General features: G+C 38.7%; 16 protein-coding genes and 1 pseudogene. 7 read left to right on the top strand and 10 right to left on the bottom strand.

What is annotated here, in order from left to right; all coding sequences use genetic code 11:
• From WH37_RS36880 to WH37_RS32420, 3 genes are all read left to right on the top strand, one after another.
• On the top strand, positions 1 to 506 hold a 506-nt coding region (locus WH37_RS36880; RefSeq protein ID WP_046234805.1), incomplete at its 5' end, for a site-specific integrase.
• Between the two features lie 8 nt (positions 507 to 514).
• Positions 515 to 1099 (top strand): site-specific integrase, encoded by a 585-nt coding sequence (locus WH37_RS32425; protein ID WP_143088754.1) that lies wholly within the window; start codon positions 515 to 517, stop codon positions 1097 to 1099.
• A gap of 153 nt (positions 1100 to 1252) precedes the next feature.
• Complete coding sequence (locus WH37_RS32420) at positions 1253 to 1507, top strand: hypothetical protein (RefSeq protein ID WP_156182436.1); 255 nt, start codon at positions 1253 to 1255, stop codon at positions 1505 to 1507.
• Between the two features lie 554 nt (positions 1508 to 2061).
• Here the strand turns inward: WH37_RS32420 and WH37_RS37200 are convergent.
• The 5 genes and pseudogenes from WH37_RS37200 to WH37_RS32410 form a co-directional block, all read right to left on the bottom strand.
• Positions 2062 to 2376, bottom strand: a complete 315-nt coding sequence (locus WH37_RS37200) for a S8 family serine peptidase (RefSeq protein WP_269431359.1) — start codon at positions 2374 to 2376, stop codon at positions 2062 to 2064.
• Between the two features lie 131 nt (positions 2377 to 2507).
• Positions 2508 to 2870 (bottom strand): annotated as a pseudogene (locus tag WH37_RS37195) (S8/S53 family peptidase); the annotation flags it as partial.
• A gap of 26 nt (positions 2871 to 2896) precedes the next feature.
• Positions 2897 to 3265 (bottom strand): hypothetical protein, encoded by a 369-nt coding sequence (locus WH37_RS36870; RefSeq protein ID WP_231594463.1) that lies wholly within the window; start codon positions 3263 to 3265, stop codon positions 2897 to 2899.
• A gap of 23 nt (positions 3266 to 3288) precedes the next feature.
• Positions 3289 to 3438: a hypothetical protein gene (locus WH37_RS36865; protein WP_231594462.1), complete on the bottom strand. Its 150-nt coding sequence runs from the start codon at positions 3436 to 3438 to the stop codon at positions 3289 to 3291.
• A 54-nt stretch (positions 3439 to 3492) separates the two neighbouring features.
• Entirely contained in the window at positions 3493 to 5280 is a 1788-nt protein-coding gene (locus tag WH37_RS32410) for a S8 family serine peptidase (RefSeq protein WP_231594461.1), read from the bottom strand.
• Between the two features lie 482 nt (positions 5281 to 5762).
• Between WH37_RS32410 and WH37_RS32405 the strand changes: the two genes are divergently transcribed.
• The 3 genes from WH37_RS32405 (at position 5763) to WH37_RS32395 (ending at position 8678) form a co-directional block, all read left to right on the top strand.
• Positions 5763 to 7070 carry a tyrosinase family protein gene (locus WH37_RS32405; protein ID WP_177218115.1) on the top strand — a complete coding sequence of 436 codons (1308 nt, stop codon included), beginning with the start codon at positions 5763 to 5765 and terminating at the stop codon, positions 7068 to 7070.
• A 44-nt stretch (positions 7071 to 7114) separates the two neighbouring features.
• Positions 7115 to 7567 carry a hypothetical protein gene (locus tag WH37_RS32400; protein WP_143088753.1) on the top strand — a complete coding sequence of 151 codons (453 nt, stop codon included), beginning with the start codon at positions 7115 to 7117 and terminating at the stop codon, positions 7565 to 7567.
• A 376-nt stretch (positions 7568 to 7943) separates the two neighbouring features.
• A complete protein-coding gene (locus WH37_RS32395) occupies positions 7944 to 8678 on the top strand; it encodes a transposase (protein WP_052737412.1) in 735 nt (244 codons plus the stop codon).
• Positions 8679 to 8800: 122 nt separating this feature from the next.
• Here WH37_RS32395 and WH37_RS32390 read toward each other — a convergent pair whose 3' ends face one another.
• On the bottom strand, positions 8801 to 9679 hold the full coding sequence (locus WH37_RS32390) for a 5'-3' exonuclease (RefSeq protein ID WP_046234807.1): 879 nt from the start codon (positions 9677 to 9679) through the stop codon (positions 8801 to 8803).
• Between the two features lie 217 nt (positions 9680 to 9896).
• Here WH37_RS32390 and WH37_RS34095 point away from each other — a divergent pair, with 217 nt between their 5' ends.
• Positions 9897 to 10319, top strand: coding sequence for a hypothetical protein (locus tag WH37_RS34095; protein ID WP_156182432.1), 423 nt, complete (start codon positions 9897 to 9899; stop codon positions 10317 to 10319).
• Between the two features lie 761 nt (positions 10320 to 11080).
• Here WH37_RS34095 and WH37_RS34090 read toward each other — a convergent pair.
• Genes WH37_RS34090 through WH37_RS32365 form a run of 4 tightly spaced genes read right to left on the bottom strand, consistent with a single transcriptional unit; the run spans position 11081 to position 18784 of the window.
• Positions 11081 to 12715 carry a deoxyribonuclease IV gene (locus WH37_RS34090; RefSeq protein ID WP_052737409.1) on the bottom strand — a complete coding sequence of 545 codons (1635 nt, stop codon included), beginning with the start codon at positions 12713 to 12715 and terminating at the stop codon, positions 11081 to 11083.
• The gene (locus WH37_RS32375; protein WP_046234800.1) at positions 12712 to 14532 is read right to left on the bottom strand and encodes a site-specific integrase; all 1821 of its coding nucleotides are present in this window, start codon (positions 14530 to 14532) and stop codon (positions 12712 to 12714) included. Before WH37_RS32375 ends, WH37_RS34090 begins: the two co-directional genes overlap by 4 nt.
• Before the next feature lies 1 nt (position 14533).
• Positions 14534 to 17413, bottom strand: a complete 2880-nt coding sequence (locus tag WH37_RS32370; protein ID WP_046234799.1) for a helix-turn-helix domain-containing protein — start codon at positions 17411 to 17413, stop codon at positions 14534 to 14536.
• 12 nt (positions 17414 to 17425) lie between these two features.
• Positions 17426 to 18784, bottom strand: a complete 1359-nt coding sequence (locus tag WH37_RS32365) for a site-specific integrase (RefSeq protein WP_046234798.1) — start codon at positions 18782 to 18784, stop codon at positions 17426 to 17428.
• Between the last annotated feature and the right edge of the window lie 941 nt (positions 18785 to 19725).

Genomic DNA, 19725 nt, shown 5'->3' with positions numbered 1-19725 from the left:
CTTACTGGGCAGTATGCACCATTTCTCTATGTAACAGACATTGGGCATTCAGTGTAGCGAGGAAGCAAAGATTTTTACCCAACAAGGAACTAATTCACAAAATTATTGAATGTGCGATAAAAGATCCTGACATCCTAACTGGAACAAGTATCGTTGTTGCAAGCCAACTAGGGTTACGTATCGGAGAAATATTTGCTTTAATAGAGGATTGTCTTCGTATTATAAATGGGGAAGCTCATATTGAATTTACAACCTGGAAGACTAAAAATGAACCTATAACTGTTGTTCGACCTGCGAATGTATTGGTAGTTGATTCGATACACTCACTGAAAGAGCATACTAAAGAACTAAGAAAGAAATCCGGAATGCCCTATTTATTTTTAACGAAGGATTGGAACAAAGGAACAGATGTCATACGTGTGCCAAATTATAATCTGTGGGGCTCAAGACGCCTTCGGCCTTTTTTTAATAGGCCAACCTATGTGTTGACAAAGGAAATCCTCTAGAATTGACAATGCATCATTTTAGACATATATTTACTACTTTTGCGATAAAAAATGGTATGGCTATTCATGAGGTTATGGAGGCTTTAAACCATAAGTCAGCTAGTATGACGGAAGTATATATTGATGCAGGTGATTATCCTAAAGAAATGATGCGTATAGTTCTCTCTGGCGAAATGGTGGTATCAAGTACTAATCGAAACGTTGTAGAATGTATCGAGAGCAACGATAATCCATTTAAAGGCACCACTACGGATCAAGCAGAGAAATTATGGAGAGCTACAAAGATAGAGATCCTCCCTCATGGATTTTGCCTACATCATCCGTTACGAGGAGATCCTTGCGCTCAAGATGGAGTCTGCTTAGGTTGTCAGTACTTTCTGGTTCCCACCGATCGACTTCCTGTATTCGAAGCGAGATTACAAAGGATTAACGAAGAGTTGACTAAGAACTCGGATACCAGCATTTACACCTCAAAGTTAAATTTCCAAAAACATAGACTAGGGTTTTACGTAAATGATTTACAAACCAAAATTGCAGCAAATGAAATACTCCAAGAAAATCAAGAGGTGGCGGCAGATGCAGAAAGAAGGTAGTTTCAATCTTGCTGAATTTAATCGAAATAGAACAACGGAGAAGGTTATTCTCGCGCTCAACTCACTCAAAAGAAGCAAGAAGCGATAACCATTGATCTAGTCACTAAAATGGCGAACATTAGCCGTAAAACGCTGTATAATCGTAAGGACTTAATGACAAGAGTTAAAGAGGCGCAGTCCTTACATAAAGATAAAATAAATCCACAGCTTAAACCAAATAAATCGACCATTCAACAAGAAAGACTCCTAGCACTTCGTAAAGAAACTCTAAAATTAAATGAAGAAATGAAAATGCTATTGGAACAAAATGTACATTTAACGAGGAAAGTGATGGATTTGGAACGTAGACTGGAACGAATTTTCGAACAACAGCAACCAAAAGTTGTTAGTAGGCATTCTACCGTATAACAGATTATCAAACCAAGTATGAAATTTCGACCTTGAACTTCGCAAGCGAACTTCCAGCATAGATAGAAAGCTATCATTGAAAGCTTCGCAAAGTGACGAAGGAAAGAACATATTTTCTACGAACGAAGCTCTGATCAATATGCTACACCCGACAACGACGGTTGTCACTCACAAATATATGGAGTACGCTCAGAATTACAGGCAGATGATACTGCGATAGTCCGCTTTCTTTCCAAAAAAGTGGCGAGCACTAAAAAAGTAGATCCCATCGGGGGGATCCATAAAAAAAGAAATTACACAAAATCTCGACGCCCCTTTAAACATCACCTGCTTACAACAGTACGTGTTAAAGGAGGGGCTGTCGACGACTAAAGTCATTATCGAAGAATCAAGTTCTTCAGAAAGCCCAGACACTAAAGCAGACTCCAACAACAACTAAAACTTGTCCTCTCTTGCAAGTTTCACTCTTTTCCTCGAGCGACCTTTCAGATATTGCACCATTTATTTCTACCTGTATATCCTTGAGCCGCATGTATTATAAAATCAACGCTTATCTAGAGGATATTTTCTATTAGTTGGTGCATATCTGGTCGATTTCCTATTCGCTGAGTTCGTGGGAACGAAGGAGCATCCTGTTGAGGGGATCCTGTATTTCTAAGAAGCTCCCTCACTCTGGAATAGGTCAATAATTCTTTGTTTTTGGCACGTAAAATCCCTTGTAAACATCCGAGCACTCCCACAAAAATTGGGGAAGCGCTGGATGTACCGCTAAATTGATCTGTATACTGTTGATTCTCATCATTACCCGACTGTAAGTCACCATAACCTGTCGTTGTGACTTCACGTCCCCGTGCTTGTACGTCAAACATCTGTCCGTAATTAGAAAAGATCGATCAGGTCCCCAGTTACGCCCGTGTGTTCCTTCAGGAAGTGCTCCAGCTCCAACAACTATAGCTCCAGAATCTCTGTTATTTCGATTAAATGGATTTATCCAGTCAGAAGGGAAACCCCTATCTGGAGTATTGTATATAGGATCATCTAGATTTTCTCCTCCATTCCCTCCAGCTTCTACGACTAAAATACCTCTGCTTGTTGCGTATTGAATTGCCTTAAAATCATCCGGCCACCATTCAATGGGAAGATATCCTTTTTTTGAGGAGAGCTCCTGATTGGATCTTGGACCAGGTCGATGTAACTCAATTAAAATAATATCCCCGGGACGTAGCATATTGGCTGCTTTTATAATTGCAGCTGCAGAATTTGCTCTGCCTCCAGATTCAAAAATTGATATAGCTCTTACGTTAGCATCCGGGCAAATTCCAAGTACTCCAACTCCATTATCATCAGCGCTAATTCCCCCCAAAACTGCTGTTCCATGATTTCTCCAACCTAAATCACCTGTAATGCCCCTGCCAAGCCATCTTGGTTTTGCAAAAGATCTTCATGGAAAAAGGCAGCTCCTCCCTCAATGTCAATGATATTGACACCACCGCCTCTGCCTCCAAGATGCGCCCAAGCAAGAGGGCAATCAACTCCTTCCGGGGCTGGTCTCAAATATCCTTGACGACCTGCAAAATCAGGTGTGGTTGAGGGAGGCTGTTCTTTTTCAGTAAGCGAGACAGCCGGTTCTGCATCCGTCTTAATAAAAGCAGCTTCTACAGAACTCTCATTGCGAAGTTGTTCTGCCAATTTCTCGATTTTATCCTCAGTGACTACTACGTTGTAGTATCTAGAAATATCAGATGTAACACTGCTCATCCGAGCATCCGGAGCTTCTGTTGCTATAGAAAATATAGGCTCAAGGTTGCTCCTTCAGAGGAAAGGATATTCATCAATTCATTCCCTCGAGCAGATTCCGAATGAACCAATCCATTTTCTTTTTCACTAATATTCAATTGTGGCTTAACCACAACAATAAGTTGGCGTCCCATTTGTTAGTACTCCATTCTTTAATAATATTTTAAACAGTAATAATTGGGACTTTTCTAAGAACCTACTAAAGGAACAACCATCGCCTTTATCGCTTCTACGGCTGCTTTAGCGTTGATCCTCCCATGACCATATCTGTGATGCCATCCTTCAGTAGCTGGGGGATGAGATCTTGCTGTTTGCTCCAATATGCTGTGTATCTGGTCTACAGTAAGCGTTAAATCACGAGCTTTAGCCTCAGCCAGCATTAGTGCAATGACTCCAGTTACTGCGGGAGCTGCCATACTTGTGCCTGCCATTCCAATCTCTCCATTGAGTGTACGGGAAGAAGCAGCTTGTACGGGTTGTTCTTTTGTACCTCCTGGTGCACTTATTTCAGGTTTTTGACGTCCATCACGTGTAGGACCAGAGCTGGAAAAAGATGAAATAGGCGTACTAGAAGATTTTGCATCGTATGAACCAACCACTATGCTCTTATGACCACAACAAATGGAACCCAACGTATGTGTATTATCATTTGGTGGAGCAAAACTGGATTGATCTGCTCGTGTCTGGAAATTATCCCGTTCAATCCAAGCATGAAATTTTCCATTTGTCACCTTTTCTCCGTGAAGGCGAATTGTCCAAGTGCTTGTAGACACATCCCCACTAAGAGGATAAAAAACCATTGCTACATTGTCGCCATTTTCCTCATCATGTTTTACTTGGGTAGCAAATACTTGACCCTCATTAAAACTTTTATTTTCTCCAAGTCCTATACTGCCAATGCTCTCGTTGTTAGTATTTAGAATCTCAAGACGGAACTCATCATCGCCGTCGTACCATATTTCAAGTTCATTAGTGGTAAAATCCCCATTTTTAAACATCCAGTGAAGATCGACAAATTCTCCTTGTGATATAGATCCAGTGGCATGAATGTTATCTTCATAGGAATTGCTCGCTGCAATAACGACTGCACGATTTGGTTTCTCAAGGACCAAACCGTCAATCCCCTGTTCAACATGCGAAGTTCCATCATGAGGACCGCCATTTGTCCCAAGACTAATGTTTACTACACAGGGTTCATCTTGTGCCTGACTGAAAATAAATTTAATGGCTTCAAGAAGATTTGAAGAATCCCCGAAATTACCCTCCTCACTAACATCAAAATAAGCTGGTTCCACAAAAATTAAGTCAGCACTTGGGGCTACCCCCCGGTTCCCAGTACCAAGTCCATTTCCTGCGGCAATATCCATTACATGAGTTCCATGCTCCGCCCTAGTTCTACGTTGCGGATCGTCCTTACTAACATCGTATCCAAGAGCGTCATAAGGATTATCAGTCTGGAGCGCTTCATTGATTTTTTGCTTGCTGTAAATTTTACGATTTATCTGATCATAAAGTGCAATCAATCGAGTTGAACCATCCTCCCGGCGAAAATTACTATGTGCAAAATCGCACCCATGATCCACGACTCCGACAATAACTCCTTCGCCTCCCCGACCTTCGTTACCAAGAAGAGGTGGTACACCAATTTCTCTTACAGTATCTTTAAGTAGCGGCTTTAATGGTTGGGCACTTTTTAGACTTAGTACAACAGGAGATTGTCGTACTTTCTCTAATTCAGTCACAGACACTCTAGCTGTTACGATTCTTCCAGTTTTATCCGGAGCCATCGTGATATCTTCTCCTTGGTGAACACCAGGGATAGCATAAAAGGTATCCACATCAGTTACCTTGGCAGTGACAGGAACTAAATTCTCCTCATGGGCAATTTCATGTAAGGTATTAGTTTCTGTAGTCTGATTTATTACAATAGCCTTTTGCAATCGTGGGTCAAGATTTGGTGAAATTTTATTTGTCATCGTCATCCTCCTGTAAGGTTAAAATATCAAATTTAGAGTAACCATTTTGATCGTCTTTTATGTAATTTTCAAAGAAGTAAAGAACTCCATTAAAATCCGAATTAATTACTCTCAACAGAAACTTCTCGACAAAGCTTAGATCTAAAATAATCAACAAAAGTTGCCTCAACTATAATCACTACTCACAGCAACCTGAATTATATTTTACTTTGTATCTGGACAGTCAAAAGTTCTAAGAAGCCAGCAAATCCTCATCAAAACTAGGGATTTCCTGCTTCTTTTTAATTATTTGTAATATCGATAAATGTTACTTAGCTGGCGGTACCCCTTATATGTGAAAATTTGTTCTTTAATATCTATACGATCTCGAAAGAATATTATTTTGAGATTATTTGGGTAAAATACAATCGAGTGATTGTTAGCCCCACAACGACAACAGCTTGATGAAGCTTTAGAGAATGAAAGGAGAATTCTGGATAGTCATGGCGAAAAAACGTAGGGACATCAACGATCTGGACGAGAACCATATCTCAGACTACATTCACGCGTTGAACATCTTAAGAGCGCGGTCAGAACAGAATCCCGACGATGAGGCGGGGTATGATTTCCAGGCAGGTCTTCACAACGATCCATTTATTGGACCGTGTGAACATGGCAACGATCTTTTTCTTGCGTGGCATCGGTCACATCTCAACTACTTCGAGAAGCTTCTTCAGGAAGCCGACCCACCTCGTACAGCCAATGTAACTATTCCTTACTGGGACTGGCTTCACCCGGAGACGAACGGTAAATTTCCGGCTGCTTTTGCGAGGCCAGATTTATTTATGCCCGGCCGAAACGACAGCCCTACGGAACTACCTCCCGATACGCTCCAGATCGTGATCGAAGAGATGGATTGGAACGAATTTGGCGGCTTTCCCAAAGAGCACCCAACAAGAAATTACGGAAAGCTCGAACTAGGCCCGCATAACTACATGCACCCTTTCTACATTGGAGGAAGGATGGCTCGCCCCAGCACTGCTGCGGAGGACCCAATCTACTGGAGCTTTCACGCTTTTATTGATCTGCTGTGGGCAGAGTGGCAGCGGAGGAATAATATGCCGCCCCCGACCTCTCCTGACGCAGATCTAAGAGGGTTCCTCACGAAGCCAAGGCACAAGGTTAGCGATTTTCAGAAAACGACGGATCTGGACTATGAATACGAATACACAGACAAATTGAATCAGGCATTCGGAGTAGGTCAACCAGAGCACGTACGGCGCGAGCTTCTTACAGAGGACTCCCTGCGACCCCTGTTTTCAGATGAATTGAATTCGGAATTGAGGAGGACGTTACGGGCGCAGTTCACTTTACCATCGCCGCCTGCTGCTACTGAGACAGCTTACGTTCGTCTCCAAGATCTGAAGGTTCCTACGATAGGAAGCTACATGTTTCGTGCTTACGTCCATCCCAAAGATGAACCGTTCAAGAACGACAATCCAGACTTTCAGCACCAGTATGGAGTCGGCTACGTCGCTTTGTGGAAGTCTCATGGGACCGATAATACCCACGGCGGACATGGGGACCATGGGCACGATTCCCCACCAGCCCATCACCCTTCCTCCTGCACAGTGGGGTTCGATGTGTCGAGACAACTTGTGGGCATTATCCATGAGAATGCCTCCGAACTCGTATTAACACTGCAGTACATCCCCGCCCCTGGCCCAGCGGGCGAACCGCAGTCCAACCCGGATCTCGTCAAAGAAGTGCAACTTGCGGACGTCCTGCTGGAGGCTTATATACAATCATGAGAACGCCTGTTTTTGAACTCCATATCCGACCCATGATCCGGGCGATGGATAGGGAGCATATGCGCTTTGCATTCGATCTTTGGGATTACGATCAGATCGTCCAGCATGCGGACGATGTGGCAGCCCGAATAGTGGTGGACATGCCGCCAGCCGACTTTGGCGGTCCTTGGCCGGATGAATGGGTTCAACTCTTTCGACGCTGGATGACTACTGGCTTCAAACGACTTGAACCCGGTACTGCGCAATATACGTGGAATCAGACCACGACAGCTACAACGCTTCGCGCTACCGGAACCTATCCTGCTGCCGGGTACAACGGTTGGCTTCAACTAGAATCTGAAACGGATACGGAAAAGACATACGCGCTCTACTTTGAAGCTCCGGACAATCACCCGGGAGGAACGCCTGAAGACTTCAATATCCGCGAGCGTTACAGTGCGGCAGATAACCGATCGATTTTTATTCGTGATAATGCAGGGACCCATCAGATTCACTGAGACTTCGTTCCTTGCAATTGGGCCTGAGCAGTTAAATTGACAATAACCGGTTTCCCTACATGCATAGGGAGCCGGTTATTTTTTATTATATGCGCACCCCACTCCCTTCTAGAGGACTGTGTAAAAATTCATCTTTATATGCGGCACGAGTGTTTTGTACAATAAAAAGGAACGCTAGTTCTTATATGCTGCAACAGGCCTGTTGATTAACCACTAAATGGTAGAAAAAGAGTCGTCAACTCGGTAAAATGTTTGTCCCCCTACAAACCAACCGAAAGGTGACGACTCCATGAAAAAGTCTATCACGATTCTATCGATCCTTCAATCCATACTAACATCTTAAGAAGTCGCGACCGTCGTTCAAGCCGTCGGTTACGTGGACACAGCTCGAAAATTTACGGTTTATCATTTGCTGCAATATTGGTGTGCTGCAGCAAGTGAAGAATGGTCCGGTTATCGTTTCGGTGCGGATCGTGCCGCCAAAATGGGCTTGTCCAAAGTTCACTATTCCTGCTTTTCAGGCAAAGCGGCAGATGTACCATTTGCTGTATTTAAGGAACTTTTTCATCTGCTTGTCCGCAAATGCAACCGGGAAACAAGACGGAAACTGGCTTTCCCGAAAGAATTATTACTCATTGACTCCACTACGGTGACTGTGGGAAAAACACGTTTGCCTTGGGCTCCATACCATGGAGAGCATGCTGCGATTAAGTTACATGTAGCTTTGCAGGATCGAAACATGCAGCCACTTAAAGTCACGGCAACGATTGGCTCCAAGCACGATGGACCGGTAGGTGAATCGTTAGAAAACAACGATTTTATTATGGTCATGGATCGCGCTTACGGTAAATTGGAGCGTTTGGATCGTTATAAAAAAGAAGGTCCGTCCTTCGTCATTCGACTTCGAGACAATGTTCATTTGGAAAAACCACGTGCCTTGCGACGTCTGTTTGATGGCGCGAAGCACGCGTTGCCCCGTCATGCTGAGCTTTCTTTTTTTCGATTTACTCGGTTGCTTCTTCTTGATGGCTTACCAATCGAATGGATGTTGCGCATACATCGCATGATTAATGATGAATACGGGCATCTTTCAGTTACATATTCTGGTTAATCAACAGGTCTGATCTAATTTCATCTTTAATCGGATCTGTTCATAATTTTCGTAAAATGAGTTTAGCCAGGTTAATAACTGGCTAAACTCATTTGGAAAGAAATTAAATTTATGAATTAAATCTATATAACATCCAACATATTAATAAGTCCTCTAAATTCCAATTCATCAAATTTTTTAATTGTTGCATCGCGTTGTAATTGCCATATACATTGTTCCAACTCACATTTGATTGGAACATTCAGTCTAATTCGAGCTAAATCTCTAGAAAGATGTAGCATATCCAAATTAGCCTCTATTTTACTTCTAACGCCATTTGGAAGCTTGTCCAAATTCTCAAGGCAGCCTTCGACTGACTTATACTCACTAATTAACTTTAATGCTATCTTTTCCCCAATTCCTTTTACACCAGGATAATTATCTGCAGAATCCCCCATAAATGCTTTTAAATCAATAACTTGCAATGGCGTTAATTGCTTTGTCTCAAAGAGCGTTTTTATATCGTATACTGTGTAATTCGATCTTCCTTTATTCATGATTACAACCTTTACTTGTTCAGTAATCAGTTGAAGCATGTCATGATCTCCTGTCAAAATATACACTTCAGAATTCTCCTGAAGCATTCTTGATAAGGTTCCAATACAATCATCAGCTTCATAACCGGTTATACCAATATTAAGTACACCCATCTCCGCTACGACTTCTTTAACTAATTCAAACTGGGGACGTAGTTCAAGTGGCGCTTCTGAACGATTTTGTTTGTATTGGCTATAGCTCTCATTCCGGAAGGTACTTGCCCCCATATCCCAACAGCAAACTATATGGGTCGGATTAAACTCGTTTATTGCATCGAAAAAATATAACAGAAACCCATAAACAGCATTAGTAGGCAATCCAGCGCTAGTCTTTCGAATATTCCCTGAATAAGATGTAGCATAATAGCCTCGGAAGAGAAGTGCCATACCATCAACCATAAGAACCCTTTTTTTTACCTCAGCCATCATAATTCTCTCAACTCCAAAATAAATTGCAATACGTTTCCAGACATAAAATATGATTCAATGCAGTCTAGCATAACCCTAACAGAACATTAATTCCACAATCAATACACGATTATATAATCAATGTATCCATTCAACGATTAACACTGTATTTATTACCTTCCTCTAGAGTGAGAAAGCTCACCCTCTATTGTAGCACAGCATATAGATGGGCTACATGAATGAAAATATTACTATGTTGTTTTGCTGTGATAATGTCACCCCATACCTGTTTGGAGATAATGTGACTATGGGACAGGAGAAAATTATGAATAAACAGATGACATACGCTGAGGAAGCAGCCTTGCTGGAAGAACACGAAGACATCGAATTGAGCGATTCAAGCGCGAGAGGTATCCTATTGAATAACGGACCTAAACAAATCAAACAAGGACGGCTATCACTGTTTCATCAGCCACGCCAGCGCAGAGCGCAAGTAGGTGTGGAGTGGCTCGACGAACGCACTCTGGGATTTGCCCTGTATGCAGCCATCAACGATGCTACGAGTATGTCGTTGTCGCGCTCTTCCGGCCTATTGATGCCGCGAAGGTTATCCACAGGAACAAGCTCTACAGCACCATTGGACCTGTACAGTGACTGACAGATTGTCTTTCGTTCACCTAACGACAAGCTCACCGTGGGACAAAAACTCGTCAATGAAAGGAAATCACTTTCCCATTTTAATAAGGCGATGGCCGATTTGAACATCAATCAAATGATTGCGTTCACTCCGCAAGCCACGGGGCGCGCGGAGTAAACGCGTATGACAAATGTTTGGTCATTGTAACTAGCCTTCTATATATCTCAATGTTGGAAGCTGCTAACCACGCATTGTCAAATCTCATTCAAAAGCTTAACGAGCAATTCGCTGTCGTTCCGCGTTCTGACGAGTCCTCTTACATGAAGCCAGCCCTAACTTCAATCTGAAGCATGTATATATTAAACTTCGCGAGCGTAGAACGCTATAGCAAGGCAACACGATCTCCTACGGCGGTAAAATCTATGTCTGGGCTAAATCTACTCAACAGCGATTGATCGCCAACACAGCCGTGGAAATACGTCAAATGCCCTCAGGCGAGCTGTTCATCTGGGAATTAAGGGTAATGACGCTGCTACTCAAGTAATCCATATGACTAGGGCGCTAGCATCCACAAAAGAAAAAGGCGAGTTCTGCGCTCCAACGCAAACCCGCCAACGATTAACCGTGGAAAAACACGTTTGACACAGCTTAACTAAGCGTAATACAAAACCAAGCACGTTCCAAAACAAGATGTATTCGCAACATAACACTTATTGAGAGGGCCAATATAAGGACGATACAACTGACATTTTCACAGATGTTTGACATGATTAAAAATATTACTAACCATACATCTCCTCAAAGGGCAACAGAATTTCTCTTCTAATACATTCTATCCAATTTGGATGAATACCAGACTCTTCCAATATCCTTCTTTCGTGACGGTATGCTGGCATCCCACCTATGGAAGGAGTTTCTAGTATCTTTACAGCGTGCTTAAATTCTGATGATTTACATAATTCAGAAAGTGCTTTTACCCCTATCTTGCCCGCACCAATATTAGCATGACGATCGAGTTTACTCATCCTATCTCCTATCGAGTCATTTATATGTAACATACTCACCATTTCAGTACCTATCAACTTATCGATTTCCGTCAATACTCCATCCATATGATCTTTTATATCATAACCGGAGTCCCACAGATGGCATGTGTCCAAACAAACTTTTATTTTATCGTTGTATTTAACCCCATTCAATATACTAGCTATCTCATAAAAATTTCGTCCGAGTTCAGTACCTTTTCCCGCCATATTCTCAATTACAACTTTAACATCTTGCTCCCTCGTAATTACTTCATTTAAAGACTCAATTAGCAGCTTAATGCCAGACTCATAATCATTTATCCTAATATAACTTCCCGGATGAATCACGAGTTGATCAGCATAATAGTAATTATCTGCGATTTCAATCTGTTTTTTCAGTAACTTTACTGATTTATCGACGATCGTCTTATCTTCCAGATTGGATAGATTTAAACGCAAACTCGAATGTAACGTAAGCATAAAATCGGGATGGCAATTCTGTTTGATTAACTTGGCACCTTCGCGAAGTTGTAATTTGGGTAAGTGCACACTATTAAAATAGTTTACAACCTCAGTAGATAAATGGATCATCGCACTTTTCATATCGAGATACTCACATTGTTCCACTACCCGGACTAAATTATTATCTTGAAAAGCACCACCAATAAGGTGTATCTCTTCTGTAATTGGCTTGTCAACAATAGTAGGGGAGGACATAACTTTTTTTCTCTTTTCTTGAAGCTTTTCAATAAACAAAACTTTAGGATCCTTTGTTTCTTGTTGCACAATAGAATTAGGATTCTCAATAACTTTCAAGGATGGTGGGTAAAATTTCATAGCCGAATCCTGCATTTTTAATATAATATTTTCATCTGAGTGATAATAAATACTATTCGATGATAAAGCTACTAATTGATCAGATTTAGTAGAATAGAAGCCCACATCATCCATTAATTTATTATTTTCAACTTGTAGTTTAGCTACCTCTTTATTTAGTTGAACAACCCTTAAATGTAATCTTTCATTTTCTTTTTCAAACTTCAGTTTGTCTTTGGACAGCAAATTCATTACATCAAAATCACGTTGCAGTTGATTACCCAATTTACGAAGAGCCAGTGGGTCATTTTGACAATCTTCAATTAAACTTAAAATGTTCCGTACTTCTACGAATTCACGTTCCTCTACATGAACTTTTATCAGTTTATTCTTCTTTTCTTGCTCAAATTTATCATTTATACGCGCTAAAATCGTCTTACGATCCACTTTTATATTGTGTTGCCGTTCTAACCACATTTTAAAATTATAAGGATTGATTTTTAGAGGGAATGCTTGTTTGTACTCCAAGAAGAAGGCAGCCAGCTCTTCCTTAGTTAGTTTTTGCTTGGTCTTCAAAACTTTCCTCCTCGGTATATGCGTTCATATTTTTTTAATTTCGCGTTAATTGTTGCCTGTTGGAATTGCAACTCCCTAATCTCTTTTGCCATTTGTTTTAACCTAGAAATTTCCCAAGGATCTTCTTCTGTTTTTTTTTCAAAATTAAAGTTCATTTTGCTTGCCATTGCGTTCAAAACATCTATTACTTCAAGCATTCGATCTTGGATATAAGAAGAGCGTCTCTCATAAAACTGTTTAATTTCAATATTAAAATCCTCCGGAGAAATATACGAGTTGGGACAATTTGTACACTCTCCCTCAAAAGAACATTTAGAAGGGTCTTGTAAACATCTAATTAATGCTTCTCCATGTTGGCCAACAACTGGAAGTTTGGTGAGATCACTATCTAATTGAGTAGAATGAAAAGTAGATTTCTCGACACGACCGTCCATTACTTCTAACCATTTTTCCAAATCGAAATATCCACTCTTACTTATTAAAGCCTTTGTTTTCAACATCTTTTCTTCAAGCAAAGCAATCTCTGACTGTGCAAACCATTTTCCATGCCTCATATACTTCTCTTGCGTGGTAATATCTTTATGCCCGGCTAATCTTGCAATTGTAAGTGCTGATAATCCTCTCATTCTCATTTGGTAGATTGTAAAGTGTCTGGTATCTCCAAGTTTGAGCTTCTCAAGAGTTCTGGGTACAAAACGACCCTTATCATTAAACTCTTTTATCAATAAATCGGGGTAATCCTCATAGATAACTTCATAAAAAAGCTTTAGAAGGCGAAGCAAATGCAATTCATTAAAAAATATTGATGTTACTTTATTATAATCGATAGATACTCTCGAGTATCTATCTTCAGTTTGTAGCATCTGAAGATAAGTTGTAAATGAACATAATTGATTTATACTCGAAAAATGATACGGGTTAGAAAGTTCTATATACCGATTAATATCGTTATAAAGCTCCTCAGAGATCGGTATTTTATTTTCAATCTTGAGACTATTTGATATCGCCTTCTTGTCTTTTATACGTTCAACTTCTAACACAAAACAATCTCCTTCTTGTTGTGCGCAATCACGTTTCAAAAGAAGAAATTCAGTAGGACGTATCGGGATGATGTTGCTTATTTTCCACCAAAGAAATAATGGGTAATAAGTAAGTAGCCTTACTGGATGGTTCTCCGCTGCTTCTTTCTCACAAAGCTGCTTAAACTCAGTTAATGCATCATTAAAAATAAGAACGTCTGCGTAGCTTGGCAAAGTACGAGATTGTTGAGAAATATCTAATGTGTCAATCGCATGAGTAATAATTTTACTTAATTCTTTTAAACGTTCGTTCCAATTACTAAAAATTAAAAACGAATCCCAAGCATAGGCAATAATTTGGATAGATTTTTGGGGTCGAGGTTTTTCACGAGATTCAAAATACAAATAGGTTTTAAATCTCTCAGTTGTAATTTTTGAGTTGTCTAAATCATGTTTGGTCAGAAATAAGATAATTTTATTAAACATTCTACAAACATAAGTTGCTTCAGTAGTAGTTAGTTTAATTGTTACAAAGGCACGTAGAATTTCTTTCTGAAGAGGGTCTTGAATCTGGGCAAAATTAAAATACGCGTTTTTCTGTCTAATTGTATTACGTTTGACTATCCATTGATCCTCATGATAGCTTCCTTTAACAATAGTCTTTTCAAGAACCAAGTCATTAAATATTCTTTTGTAATCATCTATCTTTTGCAAATCAAAAACCGTATTTACTTCCTTGGACAATACACTGATTTCATTTAATTTTTTCACCTTTACTTTTGCAACTAAACCTCTCATTTTATTCCCCCAATAAAGTCAATTCGTATTCCAATATTCTTTTATTTTTTAGCGCCAGCTCTAATGTCTCCATGCTCTCATGATAGTGTGGTATTAATGCAAGCGTTACTTCCTCTCCAAGTTCCTCTGCTGCTTCTTGTACCAGCTTTAATAGTCTGTAAATCCATATAAACTCCTTTTGCAATTGACCCAGATGACTAGCTAACGCCATTCTTGTTACTCTTTCTCTTAATTCATTTCCTATACTAATTAGAATTAAATCCTCAGGCAATAAAAAATCACATCCCTTACAGCTAGAATTTAACGGAAAGGGGCAGTGGTCTACACCACCGACAAGACACTGAGCATCACGTATTTTAGCAGGCATTTCCCCTCGTACTAGTGCTGAAATACATGATCGAAACTCCTCTTCATCAATTAGGCAGATATCCTGTTTAATGATTTTTATTGCTAAATTCACTTTTTGAGTCTGTATTGTATTAACCATTGTGGCGAACTGTTCTGCTCCCGTGATACCATTCAACACTTGATCTATTGAGCCTATCATTTTTGTTTTATTCTCATAACTATCTACAGGTTTAAATCCACATAAACTAATGATGGACTCAATTAACTTTAATTTTGCCCCGCCAAAAAAAGTTTCATTACACAAGCTTACAAGTAAATTACTCCACGGCCCGTCTTTTAATTGTGCAATATAATGCTCAATCATTGTATTACCTAAACGTGCATGTCCACGCGATGCCTGCGTCAAGATTAAGGAAGAATTAGAGTTCTTTCCATCCTCAGCAGCTTTATATAGCAAGCGACTCATAAAGGTGTTACATAATGATGAAGATGAAATAGTATTTAACTCGGAATTTGTAAGATGAGACAAAGACCTTTTGATAAAACGTCTACTGCTTACTGTGGGAATAGGGGCACAAACACCACGCTTATCGCATATTAGATGTTTATATCCATACTCATGCATATGAAGCGTACAAAGAGTAATAGCAGTCATTAAAACAATAAGGTGCGATCTCTTAACTGTGAAATTTAATTCTTTACCTTCTCTAACACGATCGTTATACTTCGACTTATTTGCCCTTAAGTCTGTGTAATGATACTGACTACGTATACGGTATGCTTCGTCTAAGGATAATCCTTGATTCAGCACATATGTAAAATCTACAATACCACCATCCTTTCGAATAAATTTCAAATCTGGAAATGCCAAGTTCGCCTTATCTCCTGCTCGCCATCCTATGAAAAAGTGTAATAACAAAAATAACCAATTCATTGCATAAAATCTATTAGAAACAGCCTGGGATAGATGAATTTGAACATTAATCAAATTAGCTTCAATCTCATTGTATAATTCTTCACTCACAATTATCGGATTGGATTTCTTATTAATTTTAACAATTTTCCAATTCACATCACCAAACTCACACTTTTCTTTATAAATCTTTAAAACATATCGCAAAAATTGTTGAAATATACTAATATCCTTACCACTTAATAGTTGCATTTGTTGATCAATTTCTTCATGCGAGTATAACCAAATATTTTTACGTATAGGTAACAATACATTTTGATCATTACCGCTAATTGATTTACAGAGTTTTTTGATAAAATTCGAGTATTTTCTTCCTTCTTCATGAAACTTGCTATGTTTTATACTCTTCTTCATTTTATTTAATGCAAATTCGCAATAAATTTCAAATGTTTCCTTTACAGATGAATCCATCTCAAATTCAGAAACAGAACAAAGAAATACATCTTCAGCATTCTTAAAACTTTCATAGGGAGATCTAAAATAAGGGTCTTGATTTGCAAACGATATATATCGATCCACATCTGCCTTAAGTAACAACTTTCGCAACACTTCTGAATCCGGGAGAACAACGAGTACTTGCTGTATTCCTTTCTCTTTGTTGTGTTTGAACAAATTATTTGCAACCAAATTATCATACTTAGCACATAAATCCTTATGCGTATAATAATTATCTTGAAGATATCTTATTGAGATTTTATATTCTTCTACCTCTTGTCGTGTAACAAACCATTCGTTTTTGAAATCATATATAAACAGCTCTCCAAGTAGGCCTGAACGTATGAGACCCATGGTGTATTTTCTTCCAATTTTCAGCTCATTTGCAGCTTCTACTACCGATAAACAATCTTTTTTTAAAAATTCCATATAGGATTGATACTTATCAACTGACTCTTTAGTAAATAAGAAATTATAAAACAAACTACTCTGACCTTGTAACTTGTCTTTTCTCATGAGCATGTTCATACCTGGCCAGTTAATAGAAAGCTTTAACATCGTTTGCTCAAATGTATAGTAATTTGAAGTATCAAAGTTTTTATCAATAATCCACTCTTCTACTAACGACTTACTAACAATGTAACCATGTAATAAATTCTTTCGAATATGGATATGATCTAAATGACGAGAAATATGTCTTTCTACTGTTCCATAACTCAATTGGAGATGCTTACAGATGTCTGATATTGTCATTTCGAGTACTGAGTCATATTTCGACTCACTCAATGCATTAAGTATTACATTCTTTGAAATAATTTGTCCGTAAAAAGGATTGTTAATCACTTTGTTAGATTCTGCTGAAACGAATCTATTAAATGAATATTCATCAATATTCAACATTTCTTTCGCTTCCTTTAAGGTGATAAATACATCCCAATTCACTGAGGAAGCATACTGAATGATTTTTTGTTCATTCAAATAATTTATACCTTTTATTTTTCTAAATTTAATTTCAACCTCATTTTTAATAATTATTCTTCTAAATTTAAATTCGCTAATCCCAATTATTGCTGCAGCCAGCTTTGTGTTAATATAACACTCATTTTCAATCACAATTTTATCCATGCAATCCTCCTACTAAATAACTACTCCGAACTCTTTAAACTTTTCGTCGATTTTACTCAATGTTTCTTCGATTTGTTCAGTTGTAATACTAGTTCCCTCTAAATAAGGTAAAGATGATAACAATGAAGAATCTCCTCTAGCATACATAAGGTCGAGAGCACTTGAACCTGATTTTGCAATGATATTGGAGAACATGCCTCTGGTAATATGAAATGCCCACTTACATTTTTCTAAGTTACTTGCTAACTGAATCTCATCCCTTGTCCCTAGGCTTAAACGTTTAAGAAATTGATTTTTAATGGTATTGAATGCTTTAGACATCGCAGCTGAGGTATATGGCTTACCATATGAATTCAGAAATAGAGCATGTGAGTAATCAATTTGACGATTTGGATAAAAAGTTTCTAAAAGCTTAATATGTCTCTTGTATAGAACTACCAGCATATTATTAATATTGTATATTCGTTGATCCCTGCGTTTGATTTTAACCTTTCCATGATGGCCAGTGGATCCATTAGGGCCGAACATAATACGTTGATTTTTTATATCGACAGTAAATCCATCCTCGCCGTTTGGCCCATTAATTGTTTTAATTAAGTCTTGGTGCCTTATGTTGCAGATTTCTCCTATTCGAATACCTCCGAAAATACCAAAGTAGATAGGGAGCGCCATTTCAGGCCTTCTTATGATGGAATCCAATAAAAAAATTGGAATAAGATCAAAAGGAAGCCCGTGCAAGATTTTTTGTCTACTCCCCTGATTACGATTGCTTAATACTTTAGCAGAGCGATTTTGATTTATAAGTTCTGAAAATACAGATCTAACGCCATAAGAATTTAGGGTAACGGTAAAATGATTGATAAAAATATGTTTCATAGGAAATGTGATCGCAAGATAGTAGAGAAAATCTGATAATCTCGCTCGCTTCTTATCAACAGTCTCTACAACATTTGGTTTTGCCTGGAACTCTGTATCCTGATCTGTGCGAATTTTTTTTCCAACGAATAGCTGAAAATTCAAAAATGATGTCATATGTTCAAATTTCAGATCAGTCAAATCATTAATTTGATAATTGTCTGCATAATCAATCCATATATGATTCAAAAAGCTTGTAACTACATAGGCATATTGCCTGAGGGTTCCACTACTCAGTCTCCCTTTTTCCAAACCAAATAGATATGCCGTAATAGGGTGATAAGTTCTCCTACCTGTCACAAGGCATTTAAGATATATGAGATATGTCGTCTTTTGATGTTCTCGTTTCGCTAGCACCTCAACTACAACAAATTTATGAGAATATCGTGATTCATCCGATTTGTATTCGGGATTTGGAAAGGAGTCAACATTCCACTCATCATATTGGTTAAACATTTAGACACCATCTCTCACATATGTAGGAATAGAAAAAAAACCAACCGTTATGAGTAGGATTGAAAAGCCTAGATAAACTAGACCACATCAATAAACCACCTAACAATTGGGTTTATACTATAAATATTGGTTAAATTATATCAAATAGGTAATTGATATGCAAGTAGAGATATCTTCTAAACAAACTACGATATCATGGTTCGCAAGTAAAAATATATATTCTTACAATGTTGATTACTCCCTGTATCTTAGTTTTAATTTTTATATACCCTTTGCTCTTTTGTGAATAAAGTAGACACGCCAATCGCTAAATCTTAATCAATAACCGGCATCATATCCTCTCATCCTATTGACAATCATCAGCACTTCCACGATAGGTTCATCCTCAAACTTCGCTTGTGATGCGTGGTCCATTGTCTCGACCAGCCCAAACATAGTCATTGGAGGTAGTGGGAGAACAGTTTTACGACGATCTCTATTCCCCTATTCATCCATCGTTATCTCAGCTTCCGATATCTTAAAAACAACCAAAAAAATAGACCAACCAGAAGTTTCTGGCTGACCTTATAATTTGAAATTGTACCGTTTAAAATTTCTTCAGATAGGTGCACTTCATTCAACATTTATTCGATGAGAATCTTTTCATTTACTTTTGTCTAATCACATATTCAAATTCATTGATAAACTGAGCTGAGCAAATTCTCTACATTTAGCTCGAATCTGAATGTACACTACCTATCTTTGTAAGGGCAAAAAATACAATTAAATTCTCCTGCAGGGTATCCTAATTATAAAGTTTGCTGAATTTCATCCTGTAAATAATGTTTATTCATCATTTTCTTACACTCATATGTGCTTTACTTGATTTTCCCCTGGATCGGCTACACTAAGTTGGACAGAAAAAATAAGGGCTTGTAGAATAAACCTATCATGTTAAGGAG

The organism is Paenibacillus algorifonticola, from assembly GCF_000971975.1.
Classification (GTDB): domain Bacteria; phylum Bacillota; class Bacilli; order Paenibacillales; family Paenibacillaceae; genus Pristimantibacillus; species Pristimantibacillus algorifonticola.
This window is presented reverse-complemented; position numbering and strand designations above follow the sequence as displayed.